Source organism: Yoonia maricola, from assembly GCF_002797915.1.
Taxonomy (GTDB): Bacteria; Pseudomonadota; Alphaproteobacteria; order Rhodobacterales; family Rhodobacteraceae; genus Yoonia; species Yoonia maricola.
The window spans coordinates 283,135-298,958 of record NZ_PGTY01000003.1; the positions used below are offsets into that span (position 1 = coordinate 283,135).

General features: G+C 57.1%; 15 protein-coding genes. 10 read left to right on the forward strand and 5 right to left on the reverse strand.

The window, feature by feature from the left end:
* Positions 1-145: 145 nt before the first annotated feature.
* The 4 genes from BC777_RS15660 (at position 146) to BC777_RS15675 (ending at position 4,264) form a co-directional block, all read left to right on the forward strand.
* A complete protein-coding gene (locus BC777_RS15660; protein WP_133122577.1) occupies positions 146-766 on the forward strand; it encodes a porin family protein in 621 nt (206 codons plus the stop codon).
* Between the two features lie 275 nt (positions 767-1,041).
* Positions 1,042-1,578, forward strand: a complete 537-nt coding sequence (locus tag BC777_RS15665; protein WP_168769187.1) for an RNA polymerase sigma factor — start codon at positions 1,042-1,044, stop codon at positions 1,576-1,578.
* Complete coding sequence (locus tag BC777_RS15670) at positions 1,575-3,824, forward strand: vWA domain-containing protein (RefSeq protein ID WP_100369142.1); 2,250 nt, start codon at positions 1,575-1,577, stop codon at positions 3,822-3,824. The genes BC777_RS15665 and BC777_RS15670 overlap by 4 nt, the downstream gene beginning before the upstream one ends.
* 59 nt (positions 3,825-3,883) lie before the next feature.
* A complete protein-coding gene (locus tag BC777_RS15675; protein ID WP_100369143.1) occupies positions 3,884-4,264 on the forward strand; it encodes an ankyrin repeat domain-containing protein in 381 nt (126 codons plus the stop codon).
* A 2-nt stretch (positions 4,265-4,266) separates the two neighbouring features.
* Here BC777_RS15675 and BC777_RS15680 read toward each other — a convergent pair whose 3' ends face one another.
* The 4 genes from BC777_RS15680 to BC777_RS15695 all read right to left on the reverse strand — a co-directional run bounded on the left by BC777_RS15680 (position 4,267) and on the right by BC777_RS15695 (position 7,242).
* Positions 4,267-5,274, reverse strand: a complete 1,008-nt coding sequence (locus BC777_RS15680) for a serine hydrolase domain-containing protein (RefSeq protein WP_100369144.1) — start codon at positions 5,272-5,274, stop codon at positions 4,267-4,269.
* A 73-nt stretch (positions 5,275-5,347) separates the two neighbouring features.
* Entirely contained in the window at positions 5,348-6,031 is a 684-nt protein-coding gene (locus BC777_RS15685; protein ID WP_100369145.1) for a helix-turn-helix transcriptional regulator, read from the reverse strand.
* Complete coding sequence (locus BC777_RS15690; protein ID WP_245834407.1) at positions 6,032-6,397, reverse strand: VOC family protein; 366 nt, start codon at positions 6,395-6,397, stop codon at positions 6,032-6,034.
* A gap of 89 nt (positions 6,398-6,486) precedes the next feature.
* On the reverse strand, positions 6,487-7,242 hold the full coding sequence (locus BC777_RS15695; protein WP_100369351.1) for a hydroxypyruvate isomerase family protein: 756 nt from the start codon (positions 7,240-7,242) through the stop codon (positions 6,487-6,489).
* Positions 7,243-7,363: 121 nt separating this feature from the next.
* On the opposite strand from BC777_RS15695, the gene BC777_RS19250 reads away from it, so the two are divergent.
* Entirely contained in the window at positions 7,364-7,555 is a 192-nt protein-coding gene (locus BC777_RS19250; RefSeq protein WP_133122578.1) for a hypothetical protein, read from the forward strand.
* On the opposite strand, the gene BC777_RS15700 is transcribed toward BC777_RS19250, so the two are convergent.
* The gene (locus BC777_RS15700; RefSeq protein ID WP_100369146.1) at positions 7,552-8,127 is read right to left on the reverse strand and encodes a DUF1285 domain-containing protein; all 576 of its coding nucleotides are present in this window, start codon (positions 8,125-8,127) and stop codon (positions 7,552-7,554) included. The two genes, BC777_RS19250 and BC777_RS15700, sit on opposite strands and share 4 nt — an antisense overlap.
* Before the next feature lie 69 nt (positions 8,128-8,196).
* Here BC777_RS15700 and BC777_RS15705 point away from each other — a divergent pair, with 69 nt between their 5' ends.
* The 5 genes from BC777_RS15705 to BC777_RS15725 are packed head-to-tail and all read left to right on the forward strand — an operon-like array spanning position 8,197 to position 15,816.
* On the forward strand, positions 8,197-9,204 hold the full coding sequence (locus BC777_RS15705) for an AAA family ATPase (RefSeq protein WP_100369147.1): 1,008 nt from the start codon (positions 8,197-8,199) through the stop codon (positions 9,202-9,204).
* A complete protein-coding gene (locus BC777_RS15710) occupies positions 9,201-10,073 on the forward strand; it encodes a DUF58 domain-containing protein (protein WP_100369148.1) in 873 nt (290 codons plus the stop codon). Before BC777_RS15705 ends, BC777_RS15710 begins: the two co-directional genes overlap by 4 nt.
* Entirely contained in the window at positions 10,073-12,829 is a 2,757-nt protein-coding gene (locus tag BC777_RS15715) for a DUF4159 domain-containing protein (protein ID WP_100369149.1), read from the forward strand. Before BC777_RS15710 ends, BC777_RS15715 begins: the two co-directional genes overlap by 1 nt.
* A 1-nt stretch (position 12,830) precedes the next feature.
* Positions 12,831-14,897 (forward strand): hypothetical protein, encoded by a 2,067-nt coding sequence (locus BC777_RS15720; RefSeq protein WP_100369352.1) that lies wholly within the window; start codon positions 12,831-12,833, stop codon positions 14,895-14,897.
* Between the two features lie 4 nt (positions 14,898-14,901).
* Positions 14,902-15,816: an endonuclease/exonuclease/phosphatase family protein gene (locus tag BC777_RS15725; protein WP_100369353.1), complete on the forward strand. Its 915-nt coding sequence runs from the start codon at positions 14,902-14,904 to the stop codon at positions 15,814-15,816.
* The last annotated feature ends 8 nt before the right edge of the window (positions 15,817-15,824 follow it).

Genomic DNA, 15,824 nt, shown 5'->3' on the forward strand with positions numbered 1-15,824 from the left:
TTCAAAACTTGCAAGATACAGGACCATCTTGCAGATCATGTATTAAATGGCCGCAACAGCAAAGATGATGCAAGAACTGAGGCCCGCCAGTTTGCGACCCAGGGTCAGGACCAATTAAATCTGCCACAAATAAGGACATATCAGTGTGATACTTTTGCCGAACAGTATCAGAACTACTTTAATTCAGTTGACCATAGCTAAACAGCGTGGAAATCACGCAGGCATCATAAAGGAAGAGGTGTTACACATGAATAAGTTGTTTTTTGTTTCTGCACTCGCGATCTGTGCATCAGCCAATGCGGCTGTCGCTGAAGGGTTTTACGCAGGCGCAACACTTGGTTCAGTCGAACTTGACGTTGATGATGTAGAAGTCCAGAGCACAAACTTGAACGCTCTGATTGGCTTTGAGGTCAATCAAACATTTGCGGTGGAAAGTGAATTCAGCTTTGCCGTTGTAGAAGACGAAATTGACGTTGACGGTGGCACCGTAGATGCAAGCACCAACTATGCTGGTATTTTTGCAAAGGCATCTTTCCCGCTGTCGTCCGAATTCTCTGCGCATGCACGCTTGGGTTTTGTGAATGTCACTTTTGAAGCGGATGGCGACGGCGGATCTGCAAGCGCTGATGATTCAGGCGTTGCTATCGGTGCTGGGGCTCAGTACGCGGTCTCGCCAACTATTGCTATCCGTGGTGATGCAACGTTTGCAGACATTGATGGCGTAGATCTTACAACATTGACCATCGGGACAGTGTTTAGCTTCTAAGCAGACACGATCTGATAAAAAATTGCCTAGGCTCTAACCAGTGCCTAGGCATTCAAGTGTTTTTTGGTGCTGCAATCTCTTGTATGCTCAAGCCGGCACCATCCTTCGACAACCAGACATGCGTATAAACCAAATGATCCTACGCAAATTAAGTCGCGGTTATGCGAACAGCGGTATTTAGAAAACGACCGACCAGGCTGACCAGACAAATCCAAAAAATTTCAAAGTAATTCCAAGGATTGACCTCTCTCTCGCGTCAAACCACCGTGATGCGCATGATGACAAGCGATGAGGACCTAGCAACAGCAGCCGCAGCCGGTGACGGCGCGGCCTTTGCCAGCTTGCTTGATCGTCATTATGATAGGCTCTTTGCGTTTTGCTTTCGCATCACCGGATCGCGTAGCGAGGCCGAAGACCTCACACAGGATATATGTGCCGCATTGCCCGCCAAGCTGGGCAGTTACCAAAGACGGGCGAAAGTCACCACATGGCTGTACCGTGTCGCCGTCAATGCAGCACACGACAGACGCCGCAAACGCACCAGCTATGCCAAAGCGACAACTGGATGGGGCGATTGGGAAGTAAACCGGAACGCCGCCAACGAAGACACTGCTACGAAAATGGACTGGCTGACTGCCGCGATGGGCCAACTCTCTGACGATCTACGCGACACACTGGCCCTTGTGCTTGATGACATGACACATGCACAAGCCGCCGAGGTTCTGGGCGTGTCCGAAGGCACAATCAGCTGGCGTATCTCAGAGGCGAAAAAAGCGCTCCGCACATTCAAGCAAGAAGAGGACATGGTATGACCGACGACCTGAATGACCTCAAAGCGATAATGGATCAGGCAACGCCGAGCCCCGATACGGCCAGGCGGGCTGAAAACATCGCACTGGCGCAGAAAAACTTTAATGATCTCCAAGGATCGCGTCAGGACGTGCGTCCCACTGCTGTAACCGGGCCAAAGGGCCTTTGGACAGGAGTGAAGACAATGCTGAACACGACGATGATATTTGCGACATCAAAAGGTGGGCTGACAGCAACAACCGCGCTGGTCGCTTGCGGGTTTTTGGTGCTGACGCCGCAAGGGCAGGATTTGCTGCGGCCCCCATCGGCACCCCAGATCACGATGACAGAGTTTGACAGCACAACTATGCAGCCACGGCTCGAAAATGGCCCTATGACGGCCGAAGAGTTGTCACGCAGTGAGATCATTCAAGAGGCACCAAGCGGTGCGGAAGGTCAGATACTACTGGGTCCGCTAGAAACTCCCACGGAAGATCTCGACTTCACAGATCGGTCAGACGCAGCGCCCAGGGTATTGCCTCAGCTGAGGGACGACGCAGTTGTTCCGCAGATGCAAGAGGCGGAGATTGTAGAGAGCCTTCCGGAAGTTCGGTCACGTATGACGGAAAACAACTTATCTGCGCCTTTGGCATCGCCCGCGACCACCGGAACGACTGCTCCTGAGGTGGACGCAGAGCGTGAAACAGTCGTACCACCATCAAGTAGCGCCACTTTTGGCCAGCTTTCAAGCGGTGGACTTTATCCAAGTAGCGAACAACAGACGCCTTCCACAGAGTTACAAGAAGCGGAAACGATTAGAGTTCCTGGTACCGACGTACTTGACCTGATAGACGATGCGTTAGGGGTTGCAGAGCCTGACACAGAAGCTTTCCCGCAAGCTGACAATAACCCGCTCAAGATTACGGCAGACGACCCCGTTTCAACCTTCTCCATCGACGTCGATACCGCCGCCTATGCTGTCGTCCGATCATCACTGTCGCGCGGCCAACTACCGCCCGCCGCAGCCGTGCGCATAGAAGAGCTGATGAACTACTTCCCCTACGACTATCCGGCACCCGATGCAGGCGAAGCCCCTTTCCGCCCCACGGTCACGACATTTCAGACCCCATGGAACGCGGATACGCAATTGGTCCATATCGCCCTACAAGGCCAGATGCCCGAGATTGCAGAGCGGCCACCTTTGAACCTCGTCTTCCTCATCGACACATCTGGCTCAATGGATGATCCGACCAAACTTCCACTGCTCAAACAATCATTCCGGCTTATGCTGGATCAGTTGCGCCCCGAAGATCAGGTGGCCATTGTAGAATATGCAGGCAGCGCAGGTGAGGTGTTGGCGCCGACCAATGCGTCCGAGCGTACAACGATCCTGCAAGCGATCCAGTCGCTTGGCGCGGGTGGGTCTACCAACGGCCAAGGCGGTTTAGAGCAAGCCTATAGCGTTGCGGAAACAATGCGCGCTGATGGTGAAGTGAACCGTGTGATCCTTGCGACTGACGGTGATTTCAATGTCGGGCTGAATAATCCTGATGCGCTCAAGGATTTCATCGCGGATAAACGCGACACAGGGACCTATCTCAGCGTTCTTGGTTTCGGGCACGGTAATCTGGACGATGCAACGATGCAGGCCTTGGCCCAAAACGGAAATGGAACAGCTGCCTACATTGACACATTGTCAGAGGCACAGAAGGTGCTGGTTGACCAGCTTTCCGGCGCGCTTTTCCCGATTGCAGGTGACGTGAAGGTGCAGGTTGAGTTTAACCCCGCCCAAGTCGCTGAATACCGGTTGATCGGCTATGAAACCCGCGCGCTGAACCGCGAAGATTTCAACAATGATACCGTAGATGCGGGTGAATTGGGCGCCGGGCATGCGGTGACCGCAATCTACGAAGTGACCCCGGTTGGCAGCCCCGCACAATTGAGCGATCCGCTGCGCTATGCGCCAAACACCGTTGCTGCGACCTCGGATGAGTTGGGCTTTCTGAAGCTACGCTACAAAGAACCCGGCGACGCTGTCAGCCAGTTGATCGAAACGCCCATCACCGGCAGCAGCATCCCCGGAACTGAGGCGAACTTTGCAGCAGCCATTGCCGGGTTCGGTCAATTGCTGCGCGATGAGGCTTACTTGGGTGACTGGGGTTACGATCAGGCGATCGCCTTGGCTAATGCGAACAGGGGCGATGATGCCTTTGGCTATCGCACCGAGGCTGTGCAATTGATGCGGCTGGCGCAAAGCCTATCACGTTAAACCGCACCTTCACTCACCTTAGCTAGTTAGGTAGGGTGAGTGCATTGAAGGAAAACACCATGTCAAAGCGCCCTAAAACCCGACAAAGCCTGGATGAAATTCTGGCGTCATGCTCAGACACGCTGTTTCCCGACAAGATGGGGCGCGCACCCGTCAACATAGACAGCAAGGACGTTGAAGGCGACACAGCGTTGCATGTCATGCTATGGCGCGGTGATACCTATGGCGCCGTTTCCCTCATCGACGCCGGTGCCGAGGTCGACGCTGTTGGCGATATGTCGGAAACGCCACTTCATATTGCCGTGCGCAAGGCAAATGCCAAGGTCGTGGCGCATCTATTGGCCGCTGGCGCCAACCCTGACATCATATCTGAATTCGGCCAGTCACCCAGATCAATCGCAAGCGACGCGGGCGGTGAGATCGCGAAACTCTTTCGCTAGCGTCAACTGATCAAGGTTTTGGCGAGCGGCAGGATTTGCCGCTCAATCAGCCCTTGCAGGTCACCGAAGTAACCACCACTGCGGGCCGGGCGCAGCGGATCAGACGTGATTGCCAACGTCAGTTCAATCTCCGGTGCGACACAAATAATCTGCCCGCCGTAGCCGCGTGCCAAAGCATATCCCACACCAGCCCCTTGCCCCAAAAACCAGCCGTAACCATAGCCCAACCCCGAAAAGGCAGATTGTGTGCGCCGCTCAAACGACCGCGTGACCCAGTCAGCGCTCAACACCTGCGCGCCACCAAACTGCCCGCCCAAGCGGTACATCTCGCCAAACCGGATCATCCCATCAGGTGTCAGCGCCATTTCATTGCCACCGAGGTAGCGCCCTTGCGGATCGCGGGTCCACGCAGGGATTTCGAACCCCAACGGATCGCCCAACCGACTGCGCGCCAAAGACAATAGCGACTGCCCGGATACTTCACTGAGAACGGCGCCCAGAATGTGGAACGACCCCGTCGAATACAGCATGCCAGCGCCCGGTTCCGCCACAAATGGCCGCCCCAGCGCATTGGCCACCCAATTGCTGCTGCTCACCCAACCGCCATAGTTCCGCCCCGAGGTCCGCTCTAACCCTGCTTGCATGGTCACAAGGTTTTCCATCGTGATCTCTGCAACGCGCGGGTCTGCGTTCGACGGGATCAGACGCGGGGCCACATCACCCAAAGTAGCCGTCAATGCGGGCAACTCATCCCGATTCAACGCAGCCCCCGTCAACGCCGCCACAAAGGTTTTGGAAACCGATTTGATCGGCACCGCCCGGTTCAGCCCCGGTCCGCGATAGTGTTCGGCCAGCACTGTCTGTCCCGATTGTCGGATTATCAGCGCATGGCATTGGTCAAACCCGCGCGCAACGTCAGTGACGCCAGCCCAAGGGGCGGTCTGTGCCAGCATGGGTGTGGCTAAACTGGCCAGTCCGGCGGCAAGAAAACCGCGGCGTTTCATCTGCATCTCAAATCCACCGTGATTATTTGTGGTGAAGATAGATCATCCGCACCAACCCACCACTCACAATTTCGCGCGGTCAGTGGCGATAGGCAGCCGTTTCGTAAAATTCGCGCAAAGTTTGCCCTTTTTGGGGGCGATACCGGTCCAATTCGCGCAAGTCTGAAATGCGATCCAGCCGGAACATACGAAATGCTGCGCGCAGCTCGCACCAGCACACAGCCGTCCAGACCTTACCCCAAAACCAGACACCTAAGGGGCGCACGACGCGCGACGTCATGTTGCCTACCTCATCGGCATAGTTCATTTCCAATCGGATATGCGCTTCTGACGCAGCCTCGAACCGGTCAAGATAGTCACGCCAATGCCCTTGCTGTTCGGCACCTTCCATCACGTGCACATTGACTTGACCGACCTGCCTGCGCGCATCATCGGGCAAGACGGCATCGATCTTGACCAAGGCCTCTTGCGCAGCGGAGGCCATTTTGGTGCCACCCCATGTTTGCAGGATTCGCGCACCTGACACCAGCGCCACAATCTCATCATGGGTGAACATCAGCGGCGGCAGATCGTAGCCGTCGCGCATCAGATACCCAACACCCGCCTCGCCCTCAATCGGGACGCCAGAGCCAATCAAATGGGCCACGTCGCGGTAAATCGTCCGCGGCGTGACCTCCAGCTTTTCGGCCAGTTGTGCTGCCGTCGTCAGCCGACCGCCCCGCAGAAACTGCAATATCTGGAAGAGGCGGTCGGCGCGGCGCATCTAGGCTGCCGCCTCGAAGAGGCCGATGGAGTTTCCGTCAAGGTCCTTGGCATAAGCAAAGCGGCCAGCAGGGATCTCGATTGGTGGGCTAACCACCTGACCGCCCGCCTTCCAGCAGCGATCAATACCCACTTCCAACTTTTCTTCGATAGCAAGATGAATAGTATTCCCGCCATCAGCCGCAGGCTTGCCCGGATAAAGATGCGCACCTGCACTGTTCTCTGAACCGCCCAGAACGGCCATTGGGTTCGGACCAGAATTGTCGATCTCTAACTGATACCCAAAGACATCGTTATAGAACGCGACGGCTTTCTCCATGTCGGTTACCGGAATTTCGCCCCAGGCCATAATTGTACGATCGCTCATGTTTCATCTCCTTGTTTGAGGTTGATGAACATCTTTAATCATACCCCTACTGACAGCGTTGTGTCAGCATCATTTCAGTAGGGCGTCGGCTATGTGTCAGTAATCCAGCCAAGACCATCAACCGTAGTCGTGCGCGGCGTGTACTCGCCTGCTACCCAGCCTTGATAATCTTGGGCATCCAAATCAGCAAAGAAAGCCGGATAGTCGATCTCACCCTGATCCGGCTCACCCCGGTCGGGCATCTGGGCGATTTGCACATGGGTCGTGATGTCACGCGTCGCCGCCCATGTGCCCAAAACATCGCCAGTGATCTTGGCAGCATGGAAGGTATCAAATTGCAAACGCAGGTTGGGGGCATCAATCGCCGTGACAATCGCGCGTCCCAGATCGAAATCATTCAGGAAATATCCCGGCATCGTTTCAGTGTTAATTGGCTCGATGGTCAGGCTTTGGGTCGGTGCCTCGGCTGCAGCCCAGCGCAGGTTGTTAAGATAGGTTTCTTTCGCCTCAGGCCCCTCGGCGACGCCTGACATGATATGCAAATGCCGCGCGCCCAAAGTCCGCGCGTAGCGCAACGCGCGGCCAAAATCCTTCTTGAACCGTTCTTCCAAACCCGGCACGGCGGCAAAACCCTGATCGCCACCGGTGTAATTTGGCGGCGGGCAGTTGATCAGCGCCATCTGCAATTCATGCTTGCCCAGTTCATTCACGATATCCTGCGCGTTCACATCATACGGAAACAATACCTCAACCGCTTCAAAACCTGCCTCTTTGGCGGCCTCAAACCGTTCCAGAAAGGGCAGCTCTGTAAAAAGCCAGGTCAGGTTGGCGCAAAATTTGGGCATGAAAGATCCTTGAGTGCTGTTGGCGCATTCGCCCTGCAAAAGACTGAAATTCATCGATTTTTGCAAGTCGAACGCAGAATGCCTATTTCGTTAGATAGGGTAGCACGATGGGGTGATCAAAATGAGACGTTTAATAGCCTTTGTTGTCACACTGCTGATGCCAATCATTCTAATCGGCGGTGGCGGCAGCTTGACCGGCTGGGGTATAACAAACAACTGGACCATGCTGGTATGGGTGGGGCTTGCCATGATCGCCGCCGGTGTGCTTTGGGGGCTGTTCCTGTTCTTTTGGGCCAGCGATGGTTCGTTTTAATCCAACTCAGCTGATGGGATGATCGGGAAAAATGCGCCTTGCGATCTAATACCGAACCACTGCGTGCCTTCATATGGTGCATGCTCGCCAATCTCGACAAGGCGGTAGAACGACTTGCGATCTATCAGCGCCTCAAGATTGGCCCGCACCAGCACATAAGGTGACGGCTCTCCGGTTTCAGGGTCACGCACGACGCGGATCGGATGATCGGGCCCTGCGATCATGCGGTCACCCACATTGGTTTCAAACGCCAACCCATCGTGGCACGGATTAAAATCGACCGCGACGAATGGTGCATCGTCAACCGTGATCCCCACTTTCTCGACCGGGGTGACAAGGACATAATCATCGCCATCACGCCGGAGAATCGTTGAAAACAGCTTCACCAATTCCGGCCGCCCGATGGGCGTACCCATATAAAACCACGTCCCATCTCGCGCGATCCGCATGTCGATGTGCCCACAATGCGGTGGGTTCCACAGGTGAACGGGCGGTAAACCGCCTTTTTGCGCAGCACGTGCGCTACTTGCGATGCTTTCTGCCGATGGTGTCACAATCTTTTGTGTGGTCATTGTTTTTGCCATTGGGTGTGATGGGATTATCTGTTGTGATGCAACATATAGTTCAACCGGAGGAAAGTCATGGCCAACAATGCCGATCTCGTCGTTCAGATTGAAAACCTGGGCGCAAAACTGGCAGAAGCGCGGAGCAGCATTTCCGCCCGTTTCATTGGCCAACCACGTGTTGTGGACCTGACCCTGACGGCGTTGATTTGTGGCGGGCACGCGGTACTGATCGGTCTGCCCGGTTTGGGTAAGACACGGCTGGTGGATACGCTTTCAACCGTGATGGGGCTGAACGGCAATCGCATCCAGTTTACACCTGATCTGATGCCCGCCGATATCCTGGGCTCTGAAGTGCTTGAAACCACCAATGATGGCTCACGCAGTTTCCGCTTTATTGAAGGCCCGATCTTTTGTCAGCTTCTGATGGCAGATGAGATCAACCGCGCCTCCCCCCGCACCCAATCTGCACTCTTACAGGCGATGCAGGAAAAAGAAGTCACCATCGCCGGTGAGCATCGGCCCCTCGGTGTCCCCTTCCATGTCCTTGCGACGCAAAACCCCATTGAGCAGGAAGGCACGTACCCGCTGCCCGAAGCACAGCTTGACCGTTTCTTGGTACAGATTGATGTGCCATACCCGGATCGCGAGACAGAGAAAGACATCCTGATCGCGACAACCGGCGTCGAAGAGGCAGAAGCGACAGCCGTATTCACGGCGCAGGAGCTCCTTGACGCACAAACCTTGCTGCGCCGGATGCCCGTCGGTGAGAACATCGTCGAAATGATCCTTGATCTTGTGCGCGCCTGCCGCCCCGACGATGAAAACGCACCTGATATCATCCGCCAAAACGTCAGCTGGGGCCCAGGCCCGCGTGCCGCACAAGCGTTGATGCTGACCGTCCGCGCGCAAGCGCTGCTTGAGGGGCGCCTCGCGCCATCTGCCGAAGACGTGCGCGCGATGGCCGTACCCGTTTTGGAACACCGCATGGCGCTGTCATTTGCAGCACGCGCGCGTGGCGAAAGCATCCACCATGTGATCAACACCGTCGCCGACCAAATCACGACAGTGGCTGACGCTGCATGACACAACCCCTCGCCCTGAGATCCGACGCCGAGGCGCTCGCCGCCCCGCTGCCCCCGCTTCTGGCGGAGGCAGAGCATTTGGCGTCTGCGGTTCTGTTGGGCGAACACGGACGCAGGCGGGCGGGCACGGGTGACACCTTCTGGCAATACCGCCCCGCACAACCCCATGATGAGGCGCGCAGCATCGACTGGCGGCGGTCAGCCCGGTCAGACGCCAATTTCGTCCAGGACAAAGAATGGCAGATCGCGCAGTCGATCATTCTCTGGGTGGATCAGGCGGCGTCGATGTCATTCGGGTCCGATGAAAACCTTCCCACAAAAGGGCAACGCGCCCGTACGCTTGGCCTTGCCTGTGCGATCCTGCTGATCCGTGGCGGTGAACGTGTGGGCCTGACCGGGTTACGCCTGCCACCACGCCGGGGCGAGGCGCAACTGATGCAGATGGCGCAGTTGCTTAGTCAAGAAGACGACACCGACTATGGTGCACCCGAAGCGCAAGGCATGTTGCCGCATTCGCGTGCTTTGTTCATCAGCGACTTTCTGGGCGATATCAAACCAATTGAAGACGCTCTGTTGCGGGCCGCCGATCGCGGCGTTGGTGGCGCCCTCTTGCAGGTGCTGGACCCACAAGAGGAAGCATTCCCCTTCGATGGGCGGACTATTTTCCAAAGTATGACCGGTGCGCTACAGCATGAAACGCTCAAAGCTGGTGATCTGAAAACGCGCTACCTCGACCGGCTGGCAGAGCGCAAAGACCACCTCCAGAACCTCGCCCGCGTCACTGGCTGGCAGTTCCAGACACACCACACCGGCGAAAGTGCCACGAACGCGTTGCTATGGCTCTATGGCGCGTTGGAGCATCACAGCTGATGTGGTTAATCGGCCCCATAGGTTTCGCAGCCCCTTGGCTGCTGCTCGGCCTCATTGCGCTGCCGATCCTATGGATATTGCTACGCGCGGTCCCCCCCGCGCCCATCCGCCGCCGCTTTCCCGGTGTGGCGCTGCTCCTTGGCCTCACAGACGACGAAAACCAAAGCGACCGCACGCCGTGGTGGTTACTGCTGCTGCGTATCCTCGCCGTTGCAGCCGCGATCATTGGCTTTGCTGGTCCCGTTCTGAACCCTCAAAACGCGCGCGAAGGGTCTGGTGATCTTGTCATCATCCTCGATGGCTCATGGGCTGGCGCACCCAGCTGGCAGGCGCGTATTGATCGCGTGGATACGCTTCTGACCGAAGCCGCCTTGGCCGACAGACGCACCGCAGTCATTAATCTCAGCGCGCTACCCGCGACAGAAGAACTCCCCTTCGCCGCACCCGGCGACTGGCAAAACCGCCTGCCCGGCATCCAACCCCAACCATGGCAACCCATTGACCCTGCGGCATGGTTCACTGAAACGACAGGCAATTTTGAAACCTATTGGATTTCTGACGGGCTGGATTGGGACGGGCGCGAAGACCTGCTGGCCGCGTTGGAAACCCGTGGCGGTGTTACGGTATTCCAAACGCCACGTCAAAATCTGGGCCTGCGCCCCGCGCGTTTTGAAGATGGCGAGGTGATTGTATCAGCCACCCGTTCCCCTGTGGGTAATCCGCTTGAAACGACGATCACAGCCATTGGCCTTGATCCTGCTGGGGTCGAACGGCAACTTGCTGCGGTCCCGCTTATTTTTGAACCCGGTGAAGCCGTGGCGGAGACCGCGATGGTGCTGCCGCCTGAGTTGCGCAACCGGATTACGCGATTTGAAGTCACCGGACGACGCTCTGCCGGGGCTGTCAGCCTGACCGATGATGCGCTCAAACGACGCGAAGTGGCGCTGATCGCTGGGCGTGACGACCGCGAAGGTCTGGAACTGCTCTCGCCCTTATTCTACCTGCGCGAGGCGCTGGAGCCGACCGCCGACATCATCGACGGCACGCTGGATGATATTCTGCTCGCTAACCCCGACGTCATTATTTTTGCCGATGTGGCCAACCTCGCGGGGACCGAAGCAGAGGCGGTGCTGGAGTGGGTTGAACGGGGCGGTATGCTCTTGCGCTTTGCAGGCCCTCGTCTTGCTGCCTCTGATCAAGGGCGTAACGTTGTTGATCCGCTCCTGCCGGTTCGTCTGCGCTCTGGTGGTCGCTCTGTCGGTGGCGCGATGAGCTGGGGAGAGCCGAAAACGCTGGCCCCCTTTGCCGAAGACAGCCCGTTTTTTGGGCTGCCTATCCCTGATGACGTGACCGTGACCAGTCAGGTCATGGCCCAGCCTGATCCCACGCTCGCCGACAGCGTGATCGCGCAACTGACCGATGGCACCCCGCTGGTCACACGTACACTTGCGGGGGACGGGCAGATTGTCTTGGTGCATGTCACCGCCAACGCTGAATGGTCCAGCCTGCCGCTGTCAGGCCTTTTTGTGCAGATGCTGGAACGGCTGGCCGTCTCGACCCGCCCCTCAACACCGGACGCCGCCGAACTTGCGGGTACAACATGGCTGCCCAATCGGGTGATGGATGGTTATGGCAGCCTTGAAGATGGCAGTGCGCTGCCCGGTGTGGCTGGTGAAGTGCTGGCCGAAGGTATCCCCGGCCCTGACCTGCTGCCCGGCCTTTATGCAGGCGGTGACCGCCAGCTGGCGATTAATGTGATTGGAGAAGACACTGTGCTGAACGTCGCTGGGTGGCCCACTCGTATTGCTATCGAAGGTATGGACGTTGTGCGCGAAACAGCCCTCAAGGGCTGGCTGCTGAGTGCGACCATGATGCTTTTGCTGATCGACGTGATCGCCTCGCTTGCCATTGGCGGCAGGCTCAGAGGGCCGCGCGCTGATGTGGCTGCGGCATTGGCCGTTGCGCTTCTTTGGACGCCAGACGCACAGGCACAAACAGCCGAAGACTTCGCCCTGCGCGCCACAACCGAGGTTGTCTTGGCACATGTTCTGACAGGCGACGCAGAGATTGACGAGATTTCCCAAGCTGGGCTTCTGGGGCTGTCGCAAACCCTGTTCCGACGCACATCCATTGAACCCGCAGCCCCCATTGGCGTTGATCTTGAAAACGATGAATTGGCATTCTTTCCTTTTCTTTACTGGCCGGTCACTGCCGATCAGCCCCTGCCCAGCCGCGAAGCCTATGCCAAGCTGAACCGTTACCTGCGCTCCGGCGGGATGATCATGTTCGACACCCGTGACGCAGATAGCGCACGCTTTGGATCGGGCTCGCCCGAAGGGCAACGCCTGCAGGCCATCGCCCGGTCATTGGATATTCCGGGGATTGAGCAGATTCCACCTGATCATGTCCTGACGCGCACCTTTTATTTGCTACAAGATTTCCCTGGTCGCTATGCCAGCCGCGATGTTTGGGTCGAGGCCGCACCTATCAATGCCGAACAAGTGGACGGCATGCCTTTCCGCAACCTGAACGACGGTGTGACGCCGGTGATCATCGGCGGCAACGACTGGGCGCGCGCCTGGGCGGTCGATGCCAACGGGCGGCGCATGTTTCCCGTGGGGCGCGGCATGTCTGGTGAACGCCAGCGCGAGATCGCACTGCGTTTCGGCGTGAACGTGATCATGCATGTGCTGACGGGCAATTATAAATCAGATCAGGTACATGTGCCTGATCTGCTGGATCGATTGGGGCAGTGATATGACAGGCACACTCGTTCTTGATCCGCTGATCCCGCTGGTCCTGCTTTATGGCGTGGCTGGCCTTGCGCTTCTATCTCTGATCCTTGCGGTCTGGCGACGGTTGCCGGGCTGGTGGTTGCGTGGCTTGGCGGGGCTCGCCTTGCTGGCGGCGATCGCTAACCCCAGCATCCAGCAAGAAGACCGCGAACCGCTGAGCGATATTGTGATGATGGTGGTGGACGAAAGCGCCAGCCAGCGCATCGGCGACCGGTCTTCACAAAACGCCGAAGCTGTTGCGAATATTGAAGCTGAAATCGCCCGCCAACCCAACACCGAATTGCGCACGGTCACGCTTGGTGATGGTGAAGGTGATCTTGGCACCACCCTGATGACAGCCCTGTCAGAGGCACTGGCCGAAGAACCCCAAGCACGCGTTGCGGGTATTATCCTTGTGACCGACGGGCGGCTGCACGACATAGAACGCACACCAAGGCTGCCCGCCCCGATGCACACCTTACTGACAGGCCAACCCGATGATTGGGATCGACGTCTGATCGTTGAAAACGCGCCCGCCTTTGCGATCCTTGGTGAAGAAGTAAACCTGACCCTACGGATCGAAGACCAGGGCGCAGCACCAGAGGCAACATCGGTACCCTTGTCGGTTTCAATTGATGGCGATGCGCCTTTGACCGTGCAAGTGCCCGTGGGCGAAGACATTCAGCTGCCTATCACGCTGCCGCATGGCGGCATGAACGTACTGCAATTCAGCGTGCCCGAAGTGGAGGGCGAGTTGACGAACCGCAACAATGCAGCCGTTGTGCAGATCAACGGTGTGCGTGACCGCCTGCGTGTATTGCTGGTATCGGGTGAGCCGCATCCGGGCGAACGCACATGGCGCAATTTGCTGAAATCCGATTCATCGGTCGATCTGGTACATTTCACAATTCTGCGCCCCCCCGAAAAGCAAGACGGCGTGCCCGTGAATGAACTTTCCCTGATCGCATTCCCCACGCGCGAGCTGTTTCTTGAAAAGATCAACGACTTTGATCTGATCATCTTTGACCGCTACCGCAGACGCGGCATCCTACCCAGTGCATATCTCGACAATATACGGTCTTATGTCGAACAAGGCGGCGCGGTCCTTATCTCATCAGGGCCTGAATATGGGTCCGCCGAAAGTATCTATCGTTCACCGCTGGGGCAAATCCTGCCGGGCGCGCCCACGGCGCGGGTGTTTGAAGAAGGGTTTGTGCCACAAATTACCGATCTTGGCGCGCGCCACCCGGTGACCGAAGGGCTGGATGAGCTATCGCCCAACCCCGATGGCGAAGGCCCCGGTTGGGGGCGCTGGTTCCGTCTGGTTGATGTGTTAGTGCCAGAAAATGCGATGACTGTGATGTCAGGCTTGGATGAACGCCCGCTTCTGACGCTGAACCGCGTTGGTGAAGGGCGGGTGGCCCTGATCGCCTCGGATCATTCGTGGCTCTGGGATCGTGGCTATGAAGGCGGCGGGCCGCAATTGGAACTGCTGCGCCGCTTGGCCCACTGGATGATGAAAGAACCCGAACTGGAAGAAGAAGCACTCTGGGTCGAACCCACAGGTCAAACGATGCGCATTATCCGACGTACGCTGTCATTGGATATGGGCGATGTGACCGTCACCCATCCTGACGGGACAGAAACCACCTTACGACTTGAAGAAGTGTCCCCCGGTCGCTTTGAAACCTTGTGGGAAGCCCCTGAAATTGGTCTTTACCGGCTGAACGATGGGGAAGAAAGCGCCGTCATCGCTCTTGGCCCTGCAGCACCGCGCGAATTTGAGCAAACCATCGCTGACAGCGTTTTACTGGACCCGCTGGTGGACAGCACACGCGGCGGCGTTATCCCGATCTCTGCCGGTAATATTGACATCCGTACCGTGCGCGAAGGGCGGCCCGCCGCCGGACGCGGCTGGATCGGGATCACGCCGCGCGATGCATTTCGCACAGCCGAGATTAATATCACGCCGCTTTTGCCTGCATGGGCGTTTTTGTTGCTGGCAGCACTTTTGATGGTCGGAGCCTGGCTACGTGAAGGGCGCCGATAAAGAAATGATCGCCACAATCTTGAAAGTATTGGGGGCGATCACCCTCGTACTGACCGCGTTGGTGGGTTGCCAGACAATCCGCAATTCAGGGCAAGAACCGTTGCCCGCCCCAATAGACGGCACACTGCGGATCGCCACCTACAATGTGCATTACATCATTTTGGGACGCGACACCGGGGATTGGTCCGTGGGCGATTGGGAGCGGCGCAAAACGCCGCTTGATCTGGCATTCAAGGCTGTCGGTGCCGACGTCATCGGGTTTCAGGAAATGGAAAGCTTTGCACGTGGAAGCAATGGACGGGTCAACCTGACACTTGATTGGTTGTTGGCAAATAATCCTAGTTATGCAGCCGCCGCTGTCGGTGACCCGTCTATATTTCCGTCAACGCAACCGATCTTCTACCGCCGCGACCGCCTGACGGTGCTTGATCAAGGCTGGTTCTTTTTCTCTGATACGCCGGATGTGATCTATTCGCGCACCTTCAACGGATCATTCCCCGCTTTCACGTCCTGGGCCCAATTTCGCGACAACGCCAATGGAGAAGTCTTTCGCGTTATCAACCTGCACACCGACTATGCCAGCCGTTCCAACCGCATCCAGTCTATTGAACTGGTGGCCGAGCGGATTGCACCTTGGATCGGTGATAATGAAACCCTCTTTGTGATCGGCGACTTTAATGGGCGGATTGGCGATACCGTCATCGACATCCTTGTAGACGAAGGTTTGGATTTCGCACCTGTGAAGGGATCAACCTTCCATTTCAATCGTGGCATCAACCTGTTCGGGGCAATCGACCATATTGCGAGCGCCGGCAATGCCCAGCTTGCCAACCCGCCTGTCGTGTTACGTCAAAAATTCGCAGACGAATGGCCAACTGACCACTATCCTGTTGTCGCAGACTACCGGCTCGGCGACTAAAGTGGCGC

Bases quoted from the DNA above. Each gene is read 5' to 3' on its own strand.
- BC777_RS15675 (WP_100369143.1), top strand. From the start codon at position 3,884: ATGTCAAAGCGCCCTAAAACCCGACAAAGCCTGGATGAAATTCTGGCG.
- BC777_RS15705 (WP_100369147.1), top strand. From the start codon at position 8,197: ATGGCCAACAATGCCGATCTCGTCGTTCAGATTGAAAACCTGGGCGCA.
- BC777_RS19250 (WP_133122578.1), top strand. From the start codon at position 7,364: ATGAGACGTTTAATAGCCTTTGTTGTCACACTGCTGATGCCAATCATT.
- BC777_RS15700 (WP_100369146.1), bottom strand. From the start codon at position 8,127: ATGACCACACAAAAGATTGTGACACCATCGGCAGAAAGCATCGCAAGT.
- BC777_RS15690 (WP_245834407.1), bottom strand. From the start codon at position 6,397: ATGAGCGATCGTACAATTATGGCCTGGGGCGAAATTCCGGTAACCGAC.
- BC777_RS15715 (WP_100369149.1), top strand. From the start codon at position 10,073: ATGTGGTTAATCGGCCCCATAGGTTTCGCAGCCCCTTGGCTGCTGCTC.
- BC777_RS15680 (WP_100369144.1), bottom strand. From the start codon at position 5,274: ATGCAGATGAAACGCCGCGGTTTTCTTGCCGCCGGACTGGCCAGTTTA.
- BC777_RS15670 (WP_100369142.1), top strand. From the start codon at position 1,575: ATGACCGACGACCTGAATGACCTCAAAGCGATAATGGATCAGGCAACG.
- BC777_RS15725 (WP_100369353.1), top strand. From the start codon at position 14,902: ATGATCGCCACAATCTTGAAAGTATTGGGGGCGATCACCCTCGTACTG.
- BC777_RS15710 (WP_100369148.1), top strand. From the start codon at position 9,201: ATGACACAACCCCTCGCCCTGAGATCCGACGCCGAGGCGCTCGCCGCC.
- BC777_RS15720 (WP_100369352.1), top strand. From the start codon at position 12,831: ATGACAGGCACACTCGTTCTTGATCCGCTGATCCCGCTGGTCCTGCTT.
- BC777_RS15665 (WP_168769187.1), top strand. From the start codon at position 1,042: ATGATGACAAGCGATGAGGACCTAGCAACAGCAGCCGCAGCCGGTGAC.
- BC777_RS15685 (WP_100369145.1), bottom strand. From the start codon at position 6,031: ATGCGCCGCGCCGACCGCCTCTTCCAGATATTGCAGTTTCTGCGGGGC.
- BC777_RS15695 (WP_100369351.1), bottom strand. From the start codon at position 7,242: ATGCCCAAATTTTGCGCCAACCTGACCTGGCTTTTTACAGAGCTGCCC.